This is a genomic window from Collimonas fungivorans, assembly GCF_028292705.1.
Classification (GTDB): Bacteria; Pseudomonadota; Gammaproteobacteria; order Burkholderiales; family Burkholderiaceae_D; genus Collimonas; species Collimonas fungivorans_B.
This window is the reverse complement of record NZ_JAQGLV010000251.1, coordinates 1-22,365: the sequence shown is the minus strand read 5'-3', so window position 1 is coordinate 22,365 and position 22,365 is coordinate 1. Positions and strand designations below refer to the sequence as shown.

The 22,365-nt window shown below is 61.2% G+C and carries 19 protein-coding genes; 14 read left to right on the top strand and 5 right to left on the bottom strand.

The window, feature by feature from the left end:
• The 5 genes from JWQ61_RS14405 to JWQ61_RS14385 form a co-directional block, all read left to right on the top strand.
• The coding region (locus JWQ61_RS14405) for a YdiU family protein (RefSeq protein ID WP_304361130.1) at positions 1-1,302 on the top strand (1,302 nt) is incomplete at its 5' end.
• 15 nt (positions 1,303-1,317) lie between these two features.
• Positions 1,318-1,716 (top strand): peptide-methionine (R)-S-oxide reductase MsrB, encoded by a 399-nt coding sequence (gene msrB, locus JWQ61_RS14400; protein ID WP_014006380.1) that lies wholly within the window; start codon positions 1,318-1,320, stop codon positions 1,714-1,716.
• 42 nt (positions 1,717-1,758) lie between these two features.
• Complete coding sequence (locus tag JWQ61_RS14395) at positions 1,759-2,391, top strand: septation protein A (RefSeq protein WP_304361129.1); 633 nt, start codon at positions 1,759-1,761, stop codon at positions 2,389-2,391.
• Positions 2,375-2,656: a BolA family transcriptional regulator gene (locus JWQ61_RS14390; RefSeq protein ID WP_120235612.1), complete on the top strand. Its 282-nt coding sequence runs from the start codon at positions 2,375-2,377 to the stop codon at positions 2,654-2,656. Before JWQ61_RS14395 ends, JWQ61_RS14390 begins: the two co-directional genes overlap by 17 nt.
• 114 nt (positions 2,657-2,770) lie before the next feature.
• A complete protein-coding gene (locus tag JWQ61_RS14385; protein ID WP_041741900.1) occupies positions 2,771-3,550 on the top strand; it encodes a peptidylprolyl isomerase in 780 nt (259 codons plus the stop codon).
• Positions 3,551-3,654: 104 nt separating this feature from the next.
• Here the strand turns inward: JWQ61_RS14385 and purL are convergent, their stop codons facing one another.
• Positions 3,655-7,671, bottom strand: coding sequence for a phosphoribosylformylglycinamidine synthase (purL, locus tag JWQ61_RS14380; protein WP_304361128.1), 4,017 nt, complete (start codon positions 7,669-7,671; stop codon positions 3,655-3,657).
• A gap of 198 nt (positions 7,672-7,869) precedes the next feature.
• Positions 7,870-8,895 (bottom strand): zinc-binding alcohol dehydrogenase family protein, encoded by a 1,026-nt coding sequence (locus tag JWQ61_RS14375; RefSeq protein WP_304361127.1) that lies wholly within the window; start codon positions 8,893-8,895, stop codon positions 7,870-7,872.
• 124 nt (positions 8,896-9,019) lie between these two features.
• On the opposite strand from JWQ61_RS14375, the gene JWQ61_RS14370 reads away from it, so the two are divergent.
• Positions 9,020-9,916, top strand: coding sequence for a LysR family transcriptional regulator (locus JWQ61_RS14370; RefSeq protein WP_304361126.1), 897 nt, complete (start codon positions 9,020-9,022; stop codon positions 9,914-9,916).
• Here JWQ61_RS14370 and JWQ61_RS14365 read toward each other — a convergent pair.
• Positions 9,913-10,824 carry a LysR family transcriptional regulator gene (locus JWQ61_RS14365; protein ID WP_304361125.1) on the bottom strand — a complete coding sequence of 304 codons (912 nt, stop codon included), beginning with the start codon at positions 10,822-10,824 and terminating at the stop codon, positions 9,913-9,915. The genes JWQ61_RS14370 and JWQ61_RS14365 overlap by 4 nt on opposite strands.
• A 111-nt stretch (positions 10,825-10,935) precedes the next feature.
• Here JWQ61_RS14365 and JWQ61_RS14360 point away from each other — a divergent pair, with 111 nt between their 5' ends.
• The 4 genes from JWQ61_RS14360 to JWQ61_RS14345 all read left to right on the top strand — a co-directional run bounded on the left by JWQ61_RS14360 (position 10,936) and on the right by JWQ61_RS14345 (position 15,907).
• Positions 10,936-11,535: a short chain dehydrogenase gene (locus tag JWQ61_RS14360; RefSeq protein ID WP_304361124.1), complete on the top strand. Its 600-nt coding sequence runs from the start codon at positions 10,936-10,938 to the stop codon at positions 11,533-11,535.
• 121 nt (positions 11,536-11,656) lie between these two features.
• Positions 11,657-12,859: a DUF2252 domain-containing protein gene (locus JWQ61_RS14355; RefSeq protein WP_304361123.1), complete on the top strand. Its 1,203-nt coding sequence runs from the start codon at positions 11,657-11,659 to the stop codon at positions 12,857-12,859.
• A gap of 177 nt (positions 12,860-13,036) precedes the next feature.
• A complete protein-coding gene (locus JWQ61_RS14350) occupies positions 13,037-14,314 on the top strand; it encodes a D-amino acid dehydrogenase (RefSeq protein ID WP_304361122.1) in 1,278 nt (425 codons plus the stop codon).
• A gap of 87 nt (positions 14,315-14,401) precedes the next feature.
• Entirely contained in the window at positions 14,402-15,907 is a 1,506-nt protein-coding gene (locus tag JWQ61_RS14345; RefSeq protein WP_304361121.1) for an NAD(P)H-hydrate dehydratase, read from the top strand.
• A 38-nt stretch (positions 15,908-15,945) separates the two neighbouring features.
• Here JWQ61_RS14345 and JWQ61_RS14340 read toward each other — a convergent pair whose 3' ends face one another.
• Positions 15,946-16,512: an NnrU family protein gene (locus tag JWQ61_RS14340; protein ID WP_304361120.1), complete on the bottom strand. Its 567-nt coding sequence runs from the start codon at positions 16,510-16,512 to the stop codon at positions 15,946-15,948.
• A gap of 147 nt (positions 16,513-16,659) precedes the next feature.
• Entirely contained in the window at positions 16,660-18,654 is a 1,995-nt protein-coding gene (locus JWQ61_RS14335) for a S46 family peptidase (protein ID WP_304361119.1), read from the bottom strand.
• A 115-nt stretch (positions 18,655-18,769) separates the two neighbouring features.
• On the opposite strand from JWQ61_RS14335, the gene JWQ61_RS14330 reads away from it, so the two are divergent.
• The 4 genes from JWQ61_RS14330 to JWQ61_RS14315 all read left to right on the top strand — a co-directional run.
• Positions 18,770-19,021 carry a hypothetical protein gene (locus tag JWQ61_RS14330; protein ID WP_304361118.1) on the top strand — a complete coding sequence of 84 codons (252 nt, stop codon included), beginning with the start codon at positions 18,770-18,772 and terminating at the stop codon, positions 19,019-19,021.
• Between the two features lie 143 nt (positions 19,022-19,164).
• Positions 19,165-19,683 carry a spore coat U domain-containing protein gene (locus JWQ61_RS14325; protein WP_304361117.1) on the top strand — a complete coding sequence of 173 codons (519 nt, stop codon included), beginning with the start codon at positions 19,165-19,167 and terminating at the stop codon, positions 19,681-19,683.
• 9 nt (positions 19,684-19,692) lie between these two features.
• Positions 19,693-20,436, top strand: a complete 744-nt coding sequence (locus tag JWQ61_RS14320; protein WP_304361116.1) for a molecular chaperone — start codon at positions 19,693-19,695, stop codon at positions 20,434-20,436.
• A 46-nt stretch (positions 20,437-20,482) separates the two neighbouring features.
• On the top strand, positions 20,483-22,365 hold a 1,883-nt coding region (locus tag JWQ61_RS14315), incomplete at its 3' end, for a fimbria/pilus outer membrane usher protein (protein WP_304361115.1).

Here is a 22,365-nt window from a genome sequence, read left to right as displayed (position 1 = left end):
TTCATCCAGACTTTTTCCGGCAACCGTGCCGCCGCCGATTCGCAGTCTTTAGCGGCAGTCTATTCCGGCCACCAGTTCGGCGTCTGGGCCGGACAACTGGGCGACGGCCGCGCCATCCTGCTGGGCGACGTCGCCGCCAGCGACGGCGGACGGCTGGAACTGCAGCTCAAAGGATCGGGATCGACCCCCTATTCACGCATGGGCGACGGCCGCGCGGTGCTGCGCTCATCGATCCGCGAATACCTGTGCTCGGAAGCCATGGCAGCGCTCGGCATCCCTACTTCGCGCGCGCTGTCGGTGATCGGTTCGGACCAGCTGGCGATGCGCGAGCGGCCGGAAACCACCGCGGTGGTGACGCGCATGGCGCCCAGCTTCGTGCGCTTCGGCTCGTTCGAGCACTGGTATTACAACAACCGCTCCGAGCAGCTGAAAACCCTGGCCGATTATGTGATCGCCGATTTTTACCCGGAATTGCAGGCGGCCGCCAATCCTTACCAGGCGCTGCTGGTCGAAGTAACGCGCCGCACCGCCCACCTGATGGCGCAATGGCAGGCGGTCGGCTTCATGCATGGCGTGATGAATACCGACAATATGTCCATCCTCGGCCTGACCCTGGATTACGGCCCGTTCGGTTTCATGGAAGCCTACGACCCGCGCCACATCTGCAACCATACCGACCAGCAAGGCCGTTACGCCTACAACCAGCAGCCGCAGATCGGCCACTGGAACTGCTTCGCCCTGGGCCAGGCGCTGCTGCCGCTGATCGGCAGCGTCGAGGAAACCGAAGCCGCGCTGAGCAATTACCAGGCCTTGTACGGTGCAAAACTGGATGAATTGCTGCACGCCAAACTTGGCTTGCAAACCCGCCAGCCGGACGATGACAAGCTGCTGGACGCCATGTTTGCCCTGATGCAGGGCAGCCACGTCGATTTCACCCTGTTTTTCCGCCGGCTCGGCAATCTGCGCCTGGACGACAGCGGCGGCGACGCAGCCCTGCGCGACCTGTTTATCGACCGTGCAGCGTTCGACGCCTGGGCGTTACAATATCGGACGCGCCTGAAACTGGAAAACAGCCAGGATCACGACCGCAAGCTTGTTATGAATGCAAGCAACCCCAAATACGTATTGCGAAACTATTTGGCGCAGACAGCTATCGAACGAGCGCAGGACAAGGACTTCTCGGAAGTCAGGAAACTGCAGCAGATTCTTGAAAACCCGTTTGACGAACAGCCGCAGCATGCGCAGTACGCCGAATTGCCCCCCGACTGGGCACGCGGACTCGAAGTAAGCTGTTCGTCTTAGATTGGATTAAACGATATGAGCAGCAAAGTCATCAAAACCGACGCCGAATGGCGCAGCGAGCTGGAACCGATGGAATACGAGGTGACCCGCCACGCCGCCACCGAACGGGCGTTCACCGGCAAGTTCTGGGATCATCACGAGCACGGCGTCTATACCTGCGTGTGCTGCAACACGCCCTTGTTCGAATCGGACGCCAAATTCGATTCCGGCTGCGGCTGGCCCAGCTATTTCAAGGCCATCAATCCCGACAACGTCGAAGAGCGCGTTGACCGCAGCCATGGCATGATGCGCACTGAAATTTTATGCAAAGTGTGCGACGCCCATCTCGGCCATGTATTCCCGGACGGGCCGCCGCCCACCGGCCTGCGCTACTGCATCAATTCGGCATCGCTGCGTTTTGATCCGGCCGGCTGAAGCAGCGGCCATCATTTATCCTGACTGAAAGCAAAAACAAACATGAAGTTCCTGTTCGACCTGTTCCCGGTAATCCTGTTCTTCGGCATCTTCAAATGGAGCGAAGGCAACGCCGATGCCGCGCAAGCGCTGGCCAGCCAGTACCTGTCGGGTTTTGTCTCCGGCGGCGTGGTGACAGTGGCGCAAGCGCCGGTGCTGCTGGCGACCGCAGTGGCGATCGTCGCCACGGTGGCGCAAATCGGCTACCTGCTGCTGCGCCGGAAAAAAGTCGATGCGATGCTGTGGGTATCGCTGCTCATCATCTGCGTGTTCGGCGGCGCCACCATCTACTTCCATAACGATACCTTCATCAAATGGAAGCCGACCGTCCTGTACTGGGCGTTTGCGGTGGTGCTGCTGGTCAGCCAGCTGCTGCTCAAGAAAAACCTGATCCGCACCATGATGGAAAAGCAGCTGGCCCTGCCCGACCCGATCTGGCAACGCGTCGGTTTTGCCTGGATCGTCTTCTTTATCGCCATGGGCTGCCTGAACCTGTACATCGCCTTCAACTTCCCTACCGCGACCTGGGTCAACTTCAAGCTGTTCGGCGGCATGGGACTGATGTTCGCTTTCGTGATCGGCCAAAGCATCCTGCTTTCCAAATACATCAAGGACCCAGATGAACCCAAGGCTTGATACCATTCGTAACAAATTGACAGCAACACTTGCACCAATGGAATGTATAGTTGAGGACGAATCGGCGCTGCATGTGGGACACGCCGGTGCGGCCTCAGGCGGCGGACACTATAAAGTACGGATAGTTTGCGCAGTTTTTGAAGGCCAAAACCGCTTAAATCGGCATAGGCTGGTGTATGATTGCTTGGCTGATATGATGCATACTGAAATCCATGCACTGGCTATCACTGCCTTGGCACCGTCTGAAACTAAAGCTGCGAACTAAAGCCGTATATACATAGTGATCTTAAAGAATAATTGTCCTTCAAACACACTTCGGTTATTCTGCCTTTGCCTCGCATTGATTTATTAACAACCTCCCCAAATTTAGGATTTGATAATGACATTTAAACCTTCACGTTTACTGGTGGTACTTTTTGCAGCTGCTACTTTGCCTGTTATGGCCCAAAACCTTGCAGTCGTGAATGGTAAGGCAATCCCTTCGTCGCGCGCCGACATGATGGTCAAGCAATTGTCCGCACAGGGCGGCCAAGCCGATACCCCGGAACTGCGCAACATGGTCAAGGACGAACTGATCAACCGTGAAGTGCTGATCCAGGAAGCCGACAAGCTGGGCCTGGGCAATAACGCCGACGTCAAGGCGCAAGCCGACATCGCCCGCCAGTCGATCCTGATCCGCGCCCTGGTCGCCGACTTCGTCAAGAAGAACCCGATCAAGGATGCCGACATCCAGGCTGAATACGACAAGTTCAAGGCACAGGCCGGCGACAAGGAATATCACGCACGCCACATCCTGGTCGAAAACGAAGCCGATGCAAAATCCATCATCACCAAGCTGAAAGCCGGCGGCAAGTTTGAAGACTTGGCCAAGCAATCGAAAGATCCAGGTTCGGCAGCCAACGGCGGCGACCTCGGCTGGGCGACTCCAGCTTCTTTCGTCAAGCCTTTCTCCGACGCCCTGGTGGCCTTGAAGCCAGGTCAACTGACCGAAACGCCGATCAAGACCCAGTTCGGCTACCACGTGATCAAGCTGGAAGAAGTACGCGCCGCCAAGATCCCTACGCTGGCTGAAGTCAAACCGCAAATCACCGAAGCGCTGCAACAGAAGAAGCTGCAAGCTTACCAGGCTGATCTGCGCGCCAAAGCCAAGGTGCAATAAGACCCCGGCAGCAGCAAAAACGCAGTCAATAAAAAAGCGCTCCTCGGAGCGCTTTTTTATGCCCCGGCCACGTCAGCAGACAACGTGACCGGATAGCAGGACGATTACCCCACCCACTTGCGCGCATTGCGGAACATGCGCATCCATGGCGAATCCTCGCCCCACGATTCAGGGTGCCACGATTGCTGCACCGTGCGGAATACCCGTTCGGCGTGCGGCATGCAGACCGTGAAGCGGCCATCCGGCGTAGTCACCGCGGTGATGCCTTGCGGCGAACCGTTCGGGTTGTATGGATAACCCTCGGTCACCTGTCCCTTGTTGTCGGTGAAGCGCATGGCGACCAGCGCTTCCTTGATATCGCCGGTTTGCGAGAAGTCGGCGAAACCTTCGCCGTGGGCGATGGCGATGGCGCTTTGGGTGCCGGCCATGTCTTGCAGGAAGATCGATGGCGACGATTCAACCTGCACCATCGAAAAGCGCGCTTCGAATTTTTCCGACTTGTTACGGGTGAACTTAGGCCAAGCCTGGGCGCCGGGAATGATCGCCTTCAGGTTGCTCATCATCTGGCAGCCGTTGCAGACGCCGAGTGCAAAGGTATCGCCACGCTGGAAGAACAGCGAGAACTGCTCGGCCAGCTTGGTGTTGAACAGGATGGTCTTGGCCCAGCCCTCGCCGGCGCCCAGCACGTCGCCGTAGGAGAAACCGCCGACCGCGATGAAACCCTTGAAATCGTCCAGCCGCGCACGGCCGGCGATCAGGTCGCTCATGTGGACGTCGACCGCGGAGAAGCCGGCCTGGTGCATCACGTAAGCAGTCTCGACATGCGAGTTGACGCCCTGCTCGCGCAAGATCGCCACCCGAGGTTTGGCTGCCAGGTTGAGGAAAGGCGCGGCGATATTGTCTTGCTGGTCGAACGGAATCTTCGGCGTGATGCCAGGATCGGCTGCATCCAGGATGCGGTCGTATTCGGCGTCGGCGCTGGCCGGATTGTCGCGCAGGCGGGCGATGCGCCAGCTGGTTTCGCTCCACAGGCGCTGCAGGGCGATGCGGGGCTGGCTGTAGATGGTCTTGGCGTCGCGGCTCAATTCGATGACGTCGCGCGTATTCGGTTTGCCGATGATGTGGCTGCAAGCGCCCAGGTTGAAGCTGCGCAGCACATTCATGACTTCCGATTTCTGCTCGGCGCGCACTTGCAGCACCGCGCCCAGCTCTTCGCTGAACAGCGCGCGCAAGGTCAGTTCGTTGCGGCGCTCGGCTACCTGGCCGGTCCAGTTCTTGGAATCGCCCCAGTCGGCTGCGTGTTCGCTTTCCATGGTCAGGATATCGAGATTGATCGACAAGCCGCTGTGGCCGGCGAACGCCATCTCGCACAGGGAAGTGAACAAGCCGCCGTCGGAACGGTCGTGGTAAGCCAGCAGTTTCTGTTCGCTGTTGAGTTGCTGGATCGCGGCGAAGAAAGCTTTCAGGTCTTCCGCGCTGTCGACATCCGGCGTTTCATTGCCGATCTGCTGCATCACCTGGGTCAGCGCCGAAGCGCCCATGCGGTTCTTGCCGCGGCCGAGGTCGACCAGGATGATGGCGGTGTCGCCAAGATCCGTACGCAGCTGCGGCGTCAGCGAACGGCGCACGTCGCTTACCGGCGCGAAGGCGGAAACGATCAGCGACACCGGTGAAGTCACGGCCTTGGCCTGGCCTTCATCGTTCCAGGTAGTGCGCATCGACAGCGAATCCTTGCCGACCGGGATGCTGATGCCCAGCGCCGGGCACAACTCCATGCCGATCGCCTTGACGGTATCGAACAAGGCGGCGTCCTGGCCAGGCTGGCCGCAGGCGGCCATCCAGTTGGCGGACAGCTTGACGTCGGTAATGTCGGCAATCGCCGCTGCGGCGATGTTGGTCAATGCTTCACCCACCGCCATGCGGCCCGATGCGGCGGCGTTGATGACCGCCAGCGGGGTACGCTCGCCCATCGCCATCGCTTCACCCAGGTAGCCTTCGAAACTCATGCTGGTGACCGCACAGTCGGCCACCGGGATCTGCCACGGGCCGACCATCTGGTCGCGCACCGAAGTGGCGCCGACGGTGCGGTCGCCGATGGTGATCAGGAAGGATTTGTCGGCCACTGTCGGCAGCTTCAGCACGCGCTGCGACACTTCCAGCAAGTCCATGCCGGTCAGGTCGACCGCCGGCAGCACCGGATTGAGGTGCTTGACGTCGCGCTGCATCTTCGGCGGCTTGCCGAGCAGGACGTCCATTGGCATGTCGACCGGATTGCTCATTTCACCATTACTATGTTGCGGATCGATCACTTTCAGCTGGCGTTCTTCGGTTGCCGTGCCGACCACCGCAAACAGGCAGCGCTCGCGCTGGCAGAAGTATTCGAACAGCGGCAGGCTCTCAGGGGCAATCGCCAGCACATAACGCTCCTGCGATTCATTGCTCCAGATTTCCTTGGGCGCCATGCCGCTTTCTTCCAGCGGCACTTTGCGCAAGTCGAAAATCGCGCCGCGCTTGGCGTCGTTGGTGATTTCCGGGAAAGCGTTCGACAACCCGCCGGCGCCGACGTCATGGATCGACAGGATGGGATTCTTGTCATCCATGGCCCAGCAGGCGTTGATCACTTCCTGGGCGCGCCGTTCCATTTCCGGATTGCCGCGCTGGACCGAATCGAAATCGAGGTCGGCGGTATTCGAACCGGTCGCCATCGACGACGCCGCGCTGCCGCCCATGCCGATGCGCATGCCGGGGCCGCCCAGCTGGACCAGCAGGCTGCCTACCGGCAGTTCGTTCTTCTTGGTGTGCTTGTCGGAGATGCTGCCGATGCCGCCGGCGATCATGATCGGCTTGTGGTAACCCTGCACATTGCCGCCGACGTTCTGTTCGTAGGTGCGGAAATAACCGCCCAGGTTGGGACGGCCGAATTCATTGTTGAACGCGGCGCCGCCGAGCGGGCCGTCGATCATAATCTGCAAGGCTGAAGCGATGCGTTCCGGCTTGCCGTACTGGCTGGCGTCGGCGTGGCCGGCAACGGTGACGTCGCCGGCGTTTTCCCATGCCTGTTGCGCATCCGGCAGCAGCAGGTTGGAGACGGTGAAACCGGTCAGGCCAGCCTTCGGCTTGGCGCCGCGACCGGTTGCGCCTTCGTCGCGGATCTCGCCGCCGGCGCCGGTGGAGGCGCCAGGAAACGGTGAAATCGCGGTCGGGTGGTTATGCGTTTCGACCTTCATCAGGATATGCGTCAGCTCATCTGAAGCACGGTAGGTGTTGCCTTCCGCCGCGCCGCGCGCGTAGAAGCGCGACACGGTGGCGCCTTCGATGATCGAGGAATTGTCGCTGTAGGCGACGATGGTGCCCTTCGGCTGCAGCTGGTGGGTGTTCTTGATCATCGCGAACAGGGACTTGTCCTGCGCTTCGCCGTCGATGATCCAGTCGGCGTTGAAAATCTTGTGGCGGCAATGTTCGCTGTTGGCTTGCGCGAACATCATCAGCTCGACGTCGGTCGGATTGCGCTTGGCGCTGGTGAACGCAGCCAGCAGGTAATCGATCTCGTCGTCCGACAAGGCCAGGCCCAGTTCCGTGTTGGCTTGCTCCAGGGCGCCCTTGCCGCCCGCCAGCAGGTCGACGAACGCCAGCGGCTTGGCGTCCAGTTCGCGGAACAGGTCGGCCGCCTGCTCGGCGCTGCGCAGGACGGTTTCCGTCATGCGGTCGTGCAGCACGTCGGCGATGGCGCGCACGCTGTCGTCGCTGAGCTTCTTGGCGCCGCCCAGCAAACCGCTCTTCAGCTTGACCTGGTAGGCGATGCCGCGTTCGATGCGCTTGATATGCGCCATGCCGCAGTTATGGGCGATGTCGGTGGCTTTGCTGGCCCAAGGCGAAATGGTGCCAAAACGCGGAATCACGATGAATTCCTCGCCGCCGTCTCCCGCGGTGAACGGATCGCCGTAGGTCAGCAAGGCGTTCAGGCGGCCGATGTCGTCCTGGCTGAGCGTGGTCGAAGCGTCGACAAAATGGTCGAAACGTCCTGTCACTTCGACGACATTGCTGTCGATCGCTTGTAACTGGGCTAGAAGACGTTGGGAACGGAAGGCAGGAAGGGCGTTGGAACCGGGCAAAATCAACATGGCGTGGGGGGAGTTGATGCAGCGTGGCTGCGGGTTAAATCAGAAGCCGTCATTATACAGTGCCGCCCCGCCCGCCGCCCCCTGAACTGATGACAAAATCACCTTGCCGCGGCGCGTAAAAAGCGCAATCGGCCGGAAAAGCGCAAGCGCCCCCGGCCCGTCGTTACAATTAAGACAACTAAAAGACTTGATTAAGGCTTAAAAGTCCTTGAGGACGATCTTGCCGATCGCGCGCCCGCCTTCCAGCGTGGCGTGGGCCTGGCGCAGGTTGGCGGCGTTAATCGGCGACAACACCTGGTTCACCGTGGTGACAACCACCTGCTGGTCGATCAGGCGCGCCACCTGGTCCAGCAGGTTGCCCTGCTGCTGCATGTCGGCGGTCTGGAACATCGAGCGGGTAAACATGAATTCCCAGATGAAACCGGCGCTCTTGGCCTTCAGCAGGCTGACATCGAGCGGCGCACTGTTCTCGACGATGGTGCAGATCATGCCTTGCGGCGCCACTGCTGCCGCGGCGGCCGGGAAATGGCGGTCGGTGTCGTTCAGGATCAGCACATAATCGACGTTGTCGAAGCCTTGCTGCTTGAGCTGCGCCGGCAGGTCGCCGAAATGATTGACCACGTGCTGCGCGCCCAGTTCGCGCACCCATTTTTCCGACTCGGGACGCGATGCCGTGGCGATCACCTTCAGGCCGGCGACCTTGACCGCCAGCTGGATCGCGATCGAGCCGACGCCGCCGGCGCCGCCAATGATCAGGATGGATTTGGCCGATGCCGTCGTTGCGGGCGGGGTTGGCGATACGTGCAGGCGCTCGAACAGGGCTTCCCAGGCAGTGATCGTGGTCAGCGGCAAGGCGGCCGCCTGCTCGAAAGACAGCGACTGCGGCATGTTGCCGACGATGCGTTCATCGACCAGCTGGAATTCGCTGTTGCTGCCGGGACGGGTGATATCGCCCGCATAAAACACCCGGTCGCCGACCTTGAAGCGGCTGACCTCGGGCCCGACCGCCTGCACTACGCCGGCGGCGTCCCAGCCCAACACGCGCGGCGCCTTTTCGATCGTCTCCTTGGGCGCCCGCACCTTGACGTCGACCGGATTGACGCCGATGGCCTTGATCTCGACTAGCAGGTCGCGGCCCTGCGGCGCCGGCTTGTCGAGCTGGACGTCGAGCAGCGATTCGGGGTTCTCGATAGGCAGGTATTGGGTTAAGGCGATGGCTTTCATGTGCTGGCTCCTGGAGATAACGACAGATTCACGATGAATCCGATCTAATGACGGCCATTATGATAATGTTGAATTATTTTATAAATAGCCTGATATTTGATTCACTTTCAATCAGGATTTGATAATGTATTCAACCACCGACCTCCAGCTTTTCATTCACACCGCCGATCTCGGCAGCCTGTCGAATGCAGCGCGCCAGCTCGACCTGCTGCCGGCCACAGCCAGCGCCAGCCTGAAGCGGCTGGAGCAACAGCTCAACGCCAGGCTGTTCGTGCGCTCGACCCGCAGCATGCGGCTGACGCCGGAGGGAACCTTGTTCCTGGAATACAGCCGGCAGGCGCTGGCTCTGCTGCAGGAAGGCCAGGCCCTGCTCACCGCCGGCGGTCCCGTGAGCGGCCACCTGCGGCTGTCGATGCCGTCCGATGTCGGCCGCAACGTGCTGCTGCCTTGGCTCGACGTCTTCCAGGAAAACCATCCGCAGGTCACCCTGTCGCTGCAGTTTTCCGACCGCGTGGTGGACCTGTTCCGCGATCCGGTCGATGTCGCTTTCCGCTACGGCCCGCTGGACGACTCGACCCTGGTATCGCAGATACTGGCGCCCAGCCGCCGCGTGGCGGTAGCGGCGCCCTCCTACCTGGCGCGACACGGCAGGCCAGCCGTGCCGAAAGACCTGGCAAGCCATAACTGCCTGCTGTATTACCTGCAGCACGGCTTGTTCAACAACTGGCGCTTTTACTCCGGCAAGACCGCGGTCGACGTCAAGGTGCGCGGCGACCGCATGACCGACGACGCCGCCATCGCCCGCGCCTGGGCGATCGCCGGCATCGGCATCGCCTATAAATCATGGCTGGACGTGCGGCAGGACGTAGCCGACGGCCGCCTGGAAATCATCCTGGAACAGTTCGTGGGCGAAGAAACCCCGCTCAGCATGGTGTATCCGCACCGCAGCAGCATGTCGCCCTCGCTGCGCGCCTTGCTGGCGTTCCTGCGCGCACAGTTCGCCGCCCTAACGGGCCCTTAATCCGGCGCCGTGAACGATCCGGCGTCGCGGCCGAAATGCTCGACCACGAACTCGATGAACGATGTCAGCTTGGGCGTCATCTTGCGATTGGAGGCCACCACGATGTGCATGGGGCGGTGCTCCAATTCATAGCCGCCCAGCAGGCGCCGCAGCCGTCCCGCCGCAATTTCCCCGCACAGCAGGGCTTCCGGCTGCATGATGATGCCGATGCCGTTGAGCGCCGCGGTGCGCAGGGCCAAGCCATTGTTGGCGCGAAAGTTGCCGTGTACTTCTATCTCTTGCTCGACGCCGTCCCTGGAAAAGTGCCAGCGGTTGTAATGGTTGCCGTGGACGAAGCTCATGCAATTGTGGCCGCGCAATTGCTGCGGAGTCTGCGGCGTGCCGCAACGCGCCAGGTATTCCGGCGCCGCGCATACCAGCGCCCGGTACGGCTGCAAGGGCCGCGCGACCAGGGTCGAATCGGGCAGCGCGCCGATCCGGATCGCCACCTCGAAGCCCTCTTCCACCAGGTCGACCACGCGGTCATTCAGGGACAGGTCGAGTTCGACATCCGGATAACGCTCCAGGTAGGCGCGCACCACGGCGGTCAGCATCTGGCCGCCGAAAGTGGCAGGCGCGGTCACCCGCAACACGCCGCGCGGCAGCAGCTGCATTTGCTTGACTGAAGCGTCGGCCGCTTCGATTTCCAGCAAGGCCTGCTTGCAGCGCTCAAAGTACAACTGGCCGATCTCGGTCAGGCTTTGACGGCGTGTAGTTCGGTTTAGCAAGCGCACGCCGAGCTGCTCCTCCAGCTGGCGCACGTGCTTGCCCGCCATGGTGGGCGAAATCCGGGCTTCTTCCGCTGCCGCGGAAAAACCGCCCTTTTCGACCACGCGGACGAAAATCTGCATGCTGGTCAATCTGTCCATAAAATTCGATTAAACACCATTGGTTTCAAGTTATATGAATACTACGCCATTTATCCACCGTGAAGAAGCAATCATAATGTAAGCCGGATTCCACTTCTTACGGAGCACAACATGAAAATAGCGATCATCGGCGCCACAGGCACCATCGGCAAGGCAGTCGTCAAGCAACTAGCGACCCGCCATGAAATCATCGAGGTCGGCAACAGCAGCGGCCAGTACCAGGTCGATATCACCGACATCCGCAGCGTCGAAGCCTTGTTCGCAAAAATCGGCAAGATCGATGCGATCGTCTCGACCGCCGGCAAGCTGCACTTCGGCCCGCTGCAGGAACTGACGCCGGAGAAATTCGAAATCGGCCTGCGCGACAAGCTGATGGGCCAGATCAACCTGGCGCTGGTGGCGCAGCATCACCTGAACGACGGCGGTTCGATCACGCTCACCAGCGGCATCCTCAGCGACGAACCGATCCTGCAAGGCGTCAACGCCAGCACCGTCAATGCGGCGCTGGACGGTTTTGTGCGCGCCGCTGCGATCGAACTGAAACGCGGCATCCGCATCAATGTCGTCAATCCGACCGTGCTGGAAGAGTCGCTGGAGGTGTATGGGCCGTTCTTCTACGGTTTCGAGGCGGCGCCCGCGAGCCGCGTCGCCCAGGCTTATAGCCGCAGCGTTGAAGGCGCACAGACCGGCCGCGTGTATCGGGTCTGGTAATAAGCGGCACATGAAATTTCCTGGAACGCCGGACAGTTTTTATCAGAATTTTGCCATCGCGATGAATTAAGATTGGTTGTAGCGGTATTACGGCCAATCCACTTCTTCAAGAGGCAACGTCATGGTGAATGTAGTCAGGCGCATCCAGGAATACAACGCAGGCCGCGATCCGCAGCGCCTGCAGCTGAAATACGACAGCATCCGCAGCGATCCGTTTACCTTCCTGCGCGGGACCTGCCACCTGTTCTATGAACGCCTGCCGCAGACCGGCCTGATGCGGACGGCGCCGCTGGCCTGGGTTTGCGGCGACCTGCACCTGGAAAATTTCGGCAGCTACAAGGGCGACAACCGCCTGGTGTATTTTGACCTCAACGATTTCGACGAATCGGCGCTGGCGCCGGTCAGCTGGGAGCTGGTGCGCTTGCTGACCAGCGTGCTGATTGCCGCCGACGGCTCGCCGCACGGCGCCGATGGCAGCCAGCTGCTGTGCCGCAGTTTCATCGACGCCTACGGCGCCGCCCTGGCTGCCGGCAAGGCCCGCTGGATCGAACGCGATCTTGCACAAGGCATGGTCGGCGACTTGCTGAGTGGCTTGCGCGGCCGGCAGCGCGTCGGCTTCCTGAATAACCGCACGGTGCGCAAAGGCAAACGGCGCACGCTGCGCGTGGATGGCAAGAAAGCGCTGCCGGTGACCGACAAGCAGCGCGCCAAAGTCACCGCATTCATGAAGCGCTTCGCCGCCGAACAACCCAATCCCGATTTCTACAAGGTGCTCGATGTGGCGCGCCGCGTTGCCGGCACCGGCAGCCTCGGCGTCGACCGCTACGTCATCCTGGTGCACGGCAAGGGTTCGCCGGACAGCAACTACCTGCTTGACTTGAAGCAGACGCTGCCGTCGTCGCTGGTGCCGCACCTGAAAGTGGCGCAGCCGAAATGGAACAGCCAGGCAGAGCGCGTGGTGACGGTGGAGCGGCGCTGCCAGGCGGTTTCCATGGCGTTCTTGCAGCCGGTCACGATGGGCAAGACCGATTATGTATTGCGCGGGCTGCAGCCAAGCGAAGACCGGGTCTCGCTCAAGCAGCCGCGCCATTCGCTGGCCGAGATCCAGCAAGTCATGACGGTCATGGGCAGCCTCGTGGCCTGGGCCCAGCTGCGCAGCGCCGGCCGCCAGGGGTCGGCGCTTGCCGACGAACTGATGGTTTTCGGGCAAAGCAAGAAATGGAAGAGGCAATTGCTGGAGATTGCCCATGGCTGCGCGGCACAGGTGCGCAAGGATTGGCAGGCCTACAGTAAAGCATATGATGCCGGCGCATTTAAATTGTAGCCGGCATGCTCTTGCCCAGGTGCACATTCGAGCCGGCACGGGACGTGCATGCCGGGTCCCCGCGTACCTTTGCGCAAGCGCTGGCGATGAGGTAATTGTGCGCTCTGCTGTCCTATTATCAAGTAATTCAAGGTATCATTCTGATCGCCTGCAACGCGTCGTGCCGCGCAGAACCCCTTGAGAACAATAGTGATACAGCAGCAGACACAGAAACAAATCGTGGTTATCGGCGGCGGCGTGATGGGAGTCTGCAGCGCTTATTTTCTGGCCGAAGCCGGGCATCAGGTTGCCGTAGTCGAACAACGCAGCAACGTCGCGGAGCAGTCGACGCTCGGCAATTCCGGCATCTTGTCGGCCGGCGCGGCGCTGCCGTGGGCCGTGCCTGGCATGCGCCGCAAGATCCTGGCCGGCATGTTCAACCAGGAAGCGCCGAACGTGCTCAACGCCCGCTTCAATCCTGCGCTGTGGCGCTGGATGCGGCGCTGGATGGCCGAATCCGAGATCCAGCGGTTTCGCTCCCATACCCACCAGATGCAAAGACTGGCCTCTTACAGCCAGGACCTCCTGGAGCAGATACAACAGCATTTCCAGCTCGACTTTGAACAGAGCCCGGGCTTGCTGCGCCTGTTTCGCAACGAAGCGGAACTGGCGGCGCTGGCTCCCACCCGTGAATTGCTGACCGAATGCGGCGTAGCGCACCAGCTGCTTGACGAGGCTGGCGCGCGGCTGCAGGAACCGGCCCTGGCCGGCGCCGGCAAGCTGGCCGGCGGCTTGTATTTCCCGGACCTCGGTTCCGGCAATTGCACCCTGTTTACCAAACAGCTGAAAGCCATCCTGCAGGGACTGGGGGTGCAGTTTCATTTCGACAGCAAGGTCTCCGCCATCGTGCCGCAAGGCGCGCAAGTCGCCTTGCACATAGACGGCAACGTGCTGCTGGCCGATGCCGTGGTATGCGCTACCGGCGACGCCAGCGCCCAGCTGCTGAAGCCGCTCGGCCTGCGCTTGCCGCTGCACGCGATCAAGACCTATACCGCCACCGCTACCGTAAAAAACTACGAAGTTGCGCCGCAGACGGCGATGCTGGACGGCAGTTACCAGGTCACCATGGCGCGCATCGGCGACCGCATCCGCCTGGCAGGAATTGCCGAGTTCGGCGCCCAGGACATGACGTTCGACGACAAGGCCATGCGTACGCTGCTGAAAGTGGCGCACGACTGGTTTCCCGACGCCGCCAATTTCAACAGCGCCAGTTTCTGGTGCGGCCACACGCCGATGCTGGCCGACGAAGTGCCGCTGGTCGGCCATACCGGCGCCAGCAACGTGTTTGTCAATATCGGCCACGGCGGTTCCGGCTGGAGCATGGCGCTGGGCGCCGCCAAGGTGCTGGCCGACCAGGTCTGCGGGCGGGCGCCCGAGATTGACCTGGACGGCTTGACCGTCGCCCGCTATCGCTGACAATAACGGCACAACGGGGCCGGCGTTTCTTTTGCGATATGCTGGAACCTTCCGGGAGCCGTCGCTCCCGCTAACGGACAACACACCATGAGCGTGATCTATCCGGTTGCCGAAATCCGCAACATTGAACAAGCAGCCTTGCGCGCGCTGCCGCCTTACAGCCTGATGCAGCGCGCCGGCCAGGCGGCGGCGCAAGCCGCTTTACGCATCCTCCCTGGCCCACCCCACACCTCCGCCATCCTGGTGCTGGCAGGCCCCGGCAACAACGGCGGCGACGCCCTCGAAGCCGGCGCCGGGCTGGCCAAGGCCGGCGCCGAAGTGGTGGTGCTGCTCAAGGCCGTTCCCTCGCAACTGCCGGCTGACGCAGCCCAGGCGCTGGCCCGCGCCCAGCGCCACGGCGTGCACCTGATGCCGCCCGAGCAGTTTGCCGAAATCGACAGCAGCCAATGGTCCCTGGTGATAGACGGCTTGTTCGGCATCGGCCTGAGCCGGCCGCTGGACGGCGACTGGCGCAGCCTGGTGCAAGCCGTCAATGCGATGGCCTGCCCGGTGCTGGCGCTGGACCTGCCGAGCGGCCTGGACGCCGACACCGGCGCCGTAGTGGGTGGCGCTGCCGGCATTGCAGTCAAGGCCAGCCATACCGTCACCTTCATCGCCGACAAGGCCGGCCTGCATACCGGCGACGGCCCCGATTACGCCGGCAAGGTCGAAGTGGCGACGTTGGCCATCGCCGACAGCCATTTCCCCGCACCGCACATGTGGCTCAGCCAGCCAGGACTGTTTAGCGAATACCTGCGGCCGCGCCGGCGCAATTCGCACAAGGGCAGTTTCGGTGACGTCGCCGTGATAGGCGGCGCCGCCGGAATGGCCGGGGCGCCGATCCTGGCGGCGCGCGCCGCCGCCAAGTGCGGCGCCGGACGGGTGTTTGTCGGCTTCCCGGAAAACCCGCCGGCCTATGACAGCGCACAGCCGGAACTCATGTGCCGCCATGCCGCCGACCTCGATTTTTCCTCGGCGGTGCTGGTGGTCGGCCCCGGCCTCGGCATGGCCGATGCCGCACTGGCCTTGCTGACGCGCGCGCTGGATGCGCTCAGCTGGCTGGTGCTGGACGCCGACGCCCTGAACTTGCTGGCGCGTCAGCCGCAACTGCAAGCGCGAGCGGCGCAACGCCAGCATGCCGTGCTGATGACGCCGCACCCTCTGGAAGCCGCCCGCCTGCTAGGTGTCAGCACCAGCGAGGTCCAGGCCGATCGTGTCGCCGCCGCCCGCACCCTGGCGAGCCGCTTCAACGCCGTAGTCGTGCTGAAAGGCGCCGGCAGCATCATCGCCCGCGCCGATGGCGCAGCGGTGATCAATTCGACCGGCAACCCTGCCCTCGCCACCGCCGGCAGCGGTGACGTCTTGTCGGGTATCTGCGGCGCTTTGCTGGCGCAGGGCTGGCCGCAGTGGGAAGCGGCGCTGGCAGCGGTATGGCTGCACGGCCGCGCCGCCGACCAGCTGGTAGCGCAAGGGATCGGCCCGGTCGGCCTGACTGCGAGCGAACTGATCCCGGAAGTCAGGCTGGTGTTGAACCAGCTGTTGCAGGAACGTTGACAGGTCGGGCCGCGTAGATCAGGCGGCGCAAAGCGTTGTCATGCGCCCCAGGGCACCACCGCCACCCCCATCAGCTGACGATGGAATGCCATCACCAGCACAGCCAGCAGCAGGCCCGAGACACATGCAATCACATCGAACTTCAGCGCCGGGGTAAATGGTTTGTAGCTCTTGCGCTGGATCACGGAAAACAAATCGATCACGGCGTAAGCCAGGAAAGCGGCAAACAGCAGCGTTGCCTTGGCATGCCCGTTCGCCAGCAAATGCACCAGCGACCAGATCGCCAGCCCCAGCAGCATCGGATGTTTTACCCAGGCCCGGATATGGCTTTTCATGTTGGCGGCGGCAAACAGGATGAAGCTGACGACCATCGCCAGCGGCGCGGCATGGACGGCGCCGACCGACGACGGAAACAAGCTGGCCCCGTGCGGCGCCCTGGCGTAGCCGGCCACGATCAGGACCAGCCCCAGCGCCGACAGCAAAGCGAACAGTCCCTTGTAGCGATTTTCACCGAAAGCATGGACCAGCTGCGCTTTCAAGGGCGGCACGACGGGAATCAGATGGAGGCCGAGAAAGAGCAGCAGCCCCAGGCTCAATATTTCCAAGATCATTCTCCTTCATGACAATCACTCGGCGGGCATCGCCGCCAGACAGATGCAATGAGAAATCCCTCGGGGCGTCGCCGCCGCGAGGGATTCATTATAGATACTAATTCACGGACCCTGGCGCAGTTTTACCAGGTCCGTCGGATTTCAATGCGCCTGAATTTCCTTGACCAGGTCAGCGCCGCCGTAGACCTTGCCCAGGGTTTCCAGGATGGCGCCGCTATGCACGGCGATCGAGCGGTTGTCGCGCGGATCGAACCAGAATGCGCCACCCAGCGAATGGATGTTGCCGTCGAAAATCAGGCCGACGATTTCACCGTTGCGATTGATCATCGGGCTGCCGGAATTGCCGCCGATGATATCGTTGGTGGTGGCAAGGTTATAGCGTTGCGCCAGGTTCAGCTTGCTCTTGGCGGCATGCCAGGAGGCCGGCAAGGCGAACGGATCGGCCCCTGTGTCGCGCTCGAAAGCGCCGCCGATCGTGGTGAACGGCGGGATCTTTTTATCACCTTCCTGCCAGCCCTTGACTTCACCATATGACAGACGCAAAGTGAAGGTCGCATCCGGGTAAGCGCTGGTGCCTTGCTCGGCAAAACGCGCCTGTGCGATCAGCTCGGAATTCTTCTGCTGCACGGAATCCACTTCTTTTTCGTAGCGTGCGCGGATCGCGCGCGCAGCCGGATCGAGCGCCAGTTCCTGCTTGATGAACGGATCGTCGGATTTCAGGATCGCTTCCTTGCCGCCCTGCCACAGCGCCTTGCGCACCGCCGGATCGCCCAGCTTGGTGTTATCGATCAAGGCCGCGCTGAGCTGGTCAGGCGACTGCTTGCCGAGCACCTGCTTGACGAATGGATCGTCGGTGCCGAGCATCTCGCGCAGCTTGGTGAGCGACAGCGACAGCATCACCTTTTCGTATTCCGGATATACCGGTGCGGTGGAAAACAACTCTTGTTCCAGCTCCGGCAGCTTGGCGTCGGCATATTCCGGCAAGCGTTCGCCGTTCGGCTTGGCGCGCTCTTCCGCGCCGCGCACCAGGGCCCGTGCATAGCTGGAGTATTTGCTGGAAAAACCGCGGCCGCCTTCGATCAGGCCGTAAGGCGCTTCGATCTGGCGATACGCTTGCTGCGCCGCCGCTATGGCGTCCCAGGCGCCGCCGACCTTGGCTTGCAGCGCCGGCTGCTTGGCCACGAACTGGCGCAAGGCAGTTTCCTCATCCTGCTTCTGCTTCATCAGCGCAGGATCCTGCAAGGCGCTCAAACGTCCGCGAAACGCCTTGTAGGCATTCTCCACGCCGAACAAGGCATGCTCGGCGTTACGCGCCGCTTCCGGACTATTCTTGCTGTACTGTTCCAGCACGCCGCGCAATTCCGCCAGCCGGATCAGGTTGTTGACCAGCGTCAGGTCGCGCAAGGTAGTCAGCTGCGACACCGTCAGCTGGCGTTGCGTCGAACCCGGCTGGCCGGTCACGAATACCATTTCGCCTTCTTGCGCGCCGCTTTTGCTGAACGGGAAATAGTTTTCGATCTTGGCCGGCTTGCCGCCTTCATAGGCGCGCAGCAAGGTGATGTCGAGGTCGTAGCGCGGGAAGTTGAAATTGTCCGGATCGCCGCCAAAGAAAGCCGCGGCTTTTTCCGGCGCCCACACCAGGCGCGTGTCCTGGAAGCGATGGTATTTATAAACCTGGTACAAGCCGCCGTGATACAGGTCGACAACGTCGCAGCGCACTGTTTCCTTGTCGTTGCCGACACAGGCTGAAGTCAGCTTGGCCTTGACAGCGTTCTGCGCATTCTTGAATGCCGCGCCGTCCAGGCCCGCGGTTGCATTCTTGACTTCGGTAGTGACGTCAGTGATCTGTTCCAGCCGGTTCAATTCGATTTCCGGGCAGATCAATTCCTGCTCACGGCCCTTGGCCAGAAAGCCATCCTTGATCAGGTTCTTTTTTGCCGTCGACATCTGGTCCAGGCATTCGGAAGCGCAATGGTGATTGGTCATCACCAGTCCGTCTTTCGAAACAAACGATGCCGAGCAGCCGCCGGCAATCCGCGCCGAGCCCAGCATGGTGCGCTTGATCCAGCCTTCGCTCGGGGTAAACCCGTATTCGGCCTGCATCTTCGCCTTCGGCAAATTGTCTAAAGTCCACATTCCTTCTGCCGCCAGCGCCATGCCAGGCACCAGCAGTGCTGCAAAAAGCCAATGAATTCGCATCGTCGTCCCTATCAATAATAAATTTTTAGGAGTGAAACATTACCACATTGAAATGCGACGCGTCATCATCGGCCTGCGCCGCACTATTGCAAGTGCTGCTGCAAGGACGGGCCGAACACTTCCTGTCGGATTTGGTGAATTGTATGGTGACGTTTTCTGCTGGAGGCAGGCCGCGGATGCAACCTTCACATTTTTGTTGCATTTAAAACACAACAATAAAATCCTGCCAGAAAATACATTTGTTGACAGCAATCTCAAAACACACAAAAACCTCACTTTTTTACAAAAAAACAAAATGTCTTGACGTGTCTTCCCTATGACGCCAATATGAACAAAAGAAAATATTTCCTCAAGGAAAATATAATAGAGAGGATGCCGAGCACTAACAAATGTCCAAGCGATCGCTTGGGTTTCCACAATACAAAAATGTCAATCGGGAGATTTGTCATGAAAAGGTTTGTTTGGAACGGCATTTTGCTTATCGCGTCGGCAACTGTCTGTGGCGGCGCCGCGGCGGCCACCGCTACCGCCACCATGACCAATACGGTCACCATTTCCAATAATTGCAGCATTTCCACCCTCGGCTTCACGACGACCTACGATCCTATCGTCACCAACGCCACCACCAACCAGGACATCACCGCCAGCGTCACCACCACCTGCACCATCGGCGCCTCGCCGGTGATTACGCTGGGACAGGGAGCCAACGCCAATACCGGTTCGACCGACGCCGTGCCGCTGCGGCGCCTGACCAGCGGCGGCGGCACTCCAGCCTTCCTCAACTACGGTCTGTTCTCCGACACCGGCCGCACCGTCACCTGGGGCAATACGGTAGCCACCGCGCCCGTCGCCGTGACCGCCACCGGCAGCGCCACGCCGATCACCATTTATGCGCGGGTGCCGTCCGGCCAGTCCGTCAAGGCAGCGACTTATATAGATACCGTAGTCGCTACCGTCACCTTTTAAGGCGGGCCGATGATGCTCAAGCTGAAGCAATGGCCGGCTCTTGCTTTTGTCTTGTGCATGGTTTTTGCACAAGATATAAACGCGGCCTCGTTTAACGTCAATCCGATAGGATTCGACCTCAGTGCAGAACGCGCTTCCGGCGTGCTGCAGATCAGGAACACTGGCGACGAACCGGTGCGCATACAGGTCGGCGCGGTCGACTGGAGCACCGACGGCAGCCAGGAAGTGCTGGCCGATACCGATGCCCTGCTGCTGAATCCGCCGATCTTCTTGATCGAGCCGGGACAGGTCCAGTTCCTGCGCTTCGGCGTGCGCCGTCCGATGACTTCCGCGACCGAAAAAAGCTACCGCCTGCTGATCGACGAAGTGCCGCCCAGCGGGCCGCAGGCGCCAGGCTTGAAGACCCTGCTGCGAATCAGCATCCCGGTCTTCATCGTGCCCAAGAAAAAACAGGAAAAGATTTCCTGGCAGCTGAAGCGGGAAAGCGGCAGCCTGGTGCTGGTGGCAGCCAACGACGGCAACGTCCATACCAAGATCATCCATATCCAGCTGAACAATGCGCTGAACAACGGCGACAGCGGAGACGGCCTGCAGATCAGCACGCCTGCCTACGTATTGCCTGGACAGCACAAGCAATGGTCCCTGGCGAATGGGAAGATCCGTGCCGGCGCGGTCCGGCTGCAAATTCAGACAGACAAGGGCGAGATTGAAGAACATCTCATGCTGGAGGCTGACCAAGTATCTAGCCGCTAGCCTGATTGCGTGTCACATCCCGGCTCTGGCAGCAGCTGACAAGTCAGTGACAGAACAGGAAATCATATTGGCGGTGACCGTCAACGACAGGAAATTGACGGATGCAACGCTGATTGTGCGCACTGCAGCCGACGGCATTATCGTGCCGGCGCAGTTGTTAAACGAGGCGCGCTTGCGCTTGCCGGATGTCGCCGCCATCAGCAGCCACCAGCAAAGCTATTATCCGCTGGCGGCGCTGCCGGGCGTACGCGCCGAGATCGAGGCCAGCACGCAAACATTGAACATCCATGCGCCGCCGGGCGCTTTCACCGATTCGGCATTCAACCTTGGCGAACACCAGCCTTTGCTGCTGCAAGCCGCGGAAACCGGCGCTTTCCTGAATTACGACATCAATTACGCCAAGGGCCAAGGTCAGGGCCAAAACCAGACCAATCTTTCCGGCCTGGCGGAACTGGGCGTGTTCAGCGGCGGCGGCATCTACACCAGCCGCTTCGTTGGCCAGGACATAACCGGCCAGCGTTCGCTGTTCCGGCTCGACAGCCAGTACACGCGGGATTTCCCGCTACAGCAGGCGACCCTGGTGGTCGGCGACAGCATTACCGGCGGCAGCGCCCTGTCGCGCCAGGTATATTTCGGAGGTCTCCAGTGGCGCACCAAATTCTCTACCATCCCAGGCTACCAGGCGATCCCGCTGCCGGCATTCAGCGGCACCGCGGCGGCGCCTTCCGTGGTCGACATCTACGTGGATAACATCCTGCGCCTCAAGCAGCCGGTCGACACCGGCCCGTTCACCATCAACAACCTGCCGGTGTATGCCGGCCAGGGCAATGTGCAGATGGTGGTGCACGATGTGCTCGGACGCCAGCAGGTCTATACCCAAGGCTACATCACCAGCGCCCAGCTGCTGCGCCAAGGCAGCAAGGATGTCTCTTACGAAGTCGGCGCGCTGCGCGACAATTTCGGCAGCAAGGACAGCGACTACGGCCGGGTGTTCAGCTCCGCCACCGTACGCTACGGCGTCAGCAACAGCAGCACCGTCGAAGGCCATGGCGAAATCATGCGCGGCCGCGAATCGCTGGCGGTCGGCGCCGCCGTTGCCGTCAGCGATATCGGCTTGCTGAGCGGCGGCCTGGCTGCCAGCAATTCGGAACGCGGCAACGATACCCAGCAATACCTGCAGTTCGACCGCCAGGGAAGCGTATATGCCCTGACCCTGCGCGCGCAGACTGCCGGCCCGCGCTTCTGGCAGCTGGGCCTGCCCGACGACATCCTGGCGCCGGCCCAGCAGATCCAGGCGCAGGCCAATGTCTCGCTGGGCGGGCGCACCAATGCGGCGATCGGCTACCTGAGCCAGGTCAACCGCGGCCAGGACAATGTGCGCGCAATCAATGCCGGCCTCAATTTCAACTTGCGCCAGAACGGCAGCATCAGCATCGGCCTGCTGAAATCGCTGACGCAGGATCGCCAGCTGTCGGCCAACCTGGTCTGGGTCATGCCGCTGGAACATCAGAGTTTCCTGCAGGTGGTGGCCAGCGGCCAGCAAGGCAGCAAATACTTCAGCACCGAATACCAGCAGACCGCGCCGCAGGAAGGCGGCTGGGGCTACCGCGCGCGCAAGGCCTTGTTCGACAACGGCGGTGAAGACATAGGCGCCAATTACATCGGCACCACCGGCGAATACATGCTCAACGCCAATCGCGTGGACGGGCAAAACAATCTGCAGATGGAAGCGCGCGGCGGCATCGCCCTGCTCGGCGGCCACGTACGCGCCACGCGCTGGCTGGACCAGAGTTTCGCCATGGTGGAGGTGCCAGTGGAACAACCTATCGATATCTACGCCAACAATATCAAGGTCGGCCACACCGACAAATACGGCGTCGGCTTCGTTCCGCGCCTGGTTCCCTACGAATCCAACACGGTCGCGCTGGA

Bases quoted from the DNA above. Each gene is read 5' to 3' on its own strand.
- JWQ61_RS14370 (WP_304361126.1), top strand. From the start codon at position 9,020: ATGTATTCAACCACCGACCTCCAGCTTTTCATTCACACCGCCGATCTC.
- JWQ61_RS14390 (WP_120235612.1), top strand. From the start codon at position 2,375: ATGAACCCAAGGCTTGATACCATTCGTAACAAATTGACAGCAACACTT.
- JWQ61_RS14320 (WP_304361116.1), top strand. From the start codon at position 19,693: ATGATGCTCAAGCTGAAGCAATGGCCGGCTCTTGCTTTTGTCTTGTGC.
- JWQ61_RS14395 (WP_304361129.1), top strand. From the start codon at position 1,759: ATGAAGTTCCTGTTCGACCTGTTCCCGGTAATCCTGTTCTTCGGCATC.
- JWQ61_RS14375 (WP_304361127.1), bottom strand. From the start codon at position 8,895: ATGAAAGCCATCGCCTTAACCCAATACCTGCCTATCGAGAACCCCGAA.
- JWQ61_RS14360 (WP_304361124.1), top strand. From the start codon at position 10,936: ATGAAAATAGCGATCATCGGCGCCACAGGCACCATCGGCAAGGCAGTC.
- JWQ61_RS14365 (WP_304361125.1), bottom strand. From the start codon at position 10,824: ATGGACAGATTGACCAGCATGCAGATTTTCGTCCGCGTGGTCGAAAAG.
- JWQ61_RS14355 (WP_304361123.1), top strand. From the start codon at position 11,657: ATGGTGAATGTAGTCAGGCGCATCCAGGAATACAACGCAGGCCGCGAT.
- purL (WP_304361128.1), bottom strand. From the start codon at position 7,671: ATGTTGATTTTGCCCGGTTCCAACGCCCTTCCTGCCTTCCGTTCCCAA.
- JWQ61_RS14335 (WP_304361119.1), bottom strand. From the start codon at position 18,654: ATGTGGACTTTAGACAATTTGCCGAAGGCGAAGATGCAGGCCGAATAC.
- JWQ61_RS14330 (WP_304361118.1), top strand. From the start codon at position 18,770: ATGCGACGCGTCATCATCGGCCTGCGCCGCACTATTGCAAGTGCTGCT.
- JWQ61_RS14325 (WP_304361117.1), top strand. From the start codon at position 19,165: ATGAAAAGGTTTGTTTGGAACGGCATTTTGCTTATCGCGTCGGCAACT.
- JWQ61_RS14345 (WP_304361121.1), top strand. From the start codon at position 14,402: ATGAGCGTGATCTATCCGGTTGCCGAAATCCGCAACATTGAACAAGCA.
- msrB (WP_014006380.1), top strand. From the start codon at position 1,318: ATGAGCAGCAAAGTCATCAAAACCGACGCCGAATGGCGCAGCGAGCTG.
- JWQ61_RS14385 (WP_041741900.1), top strand. From the start codon at position 2,771: ATGACATTTAAACCTTCACGTTTACTGGTGGTACTTTTTGCAGCTGCT.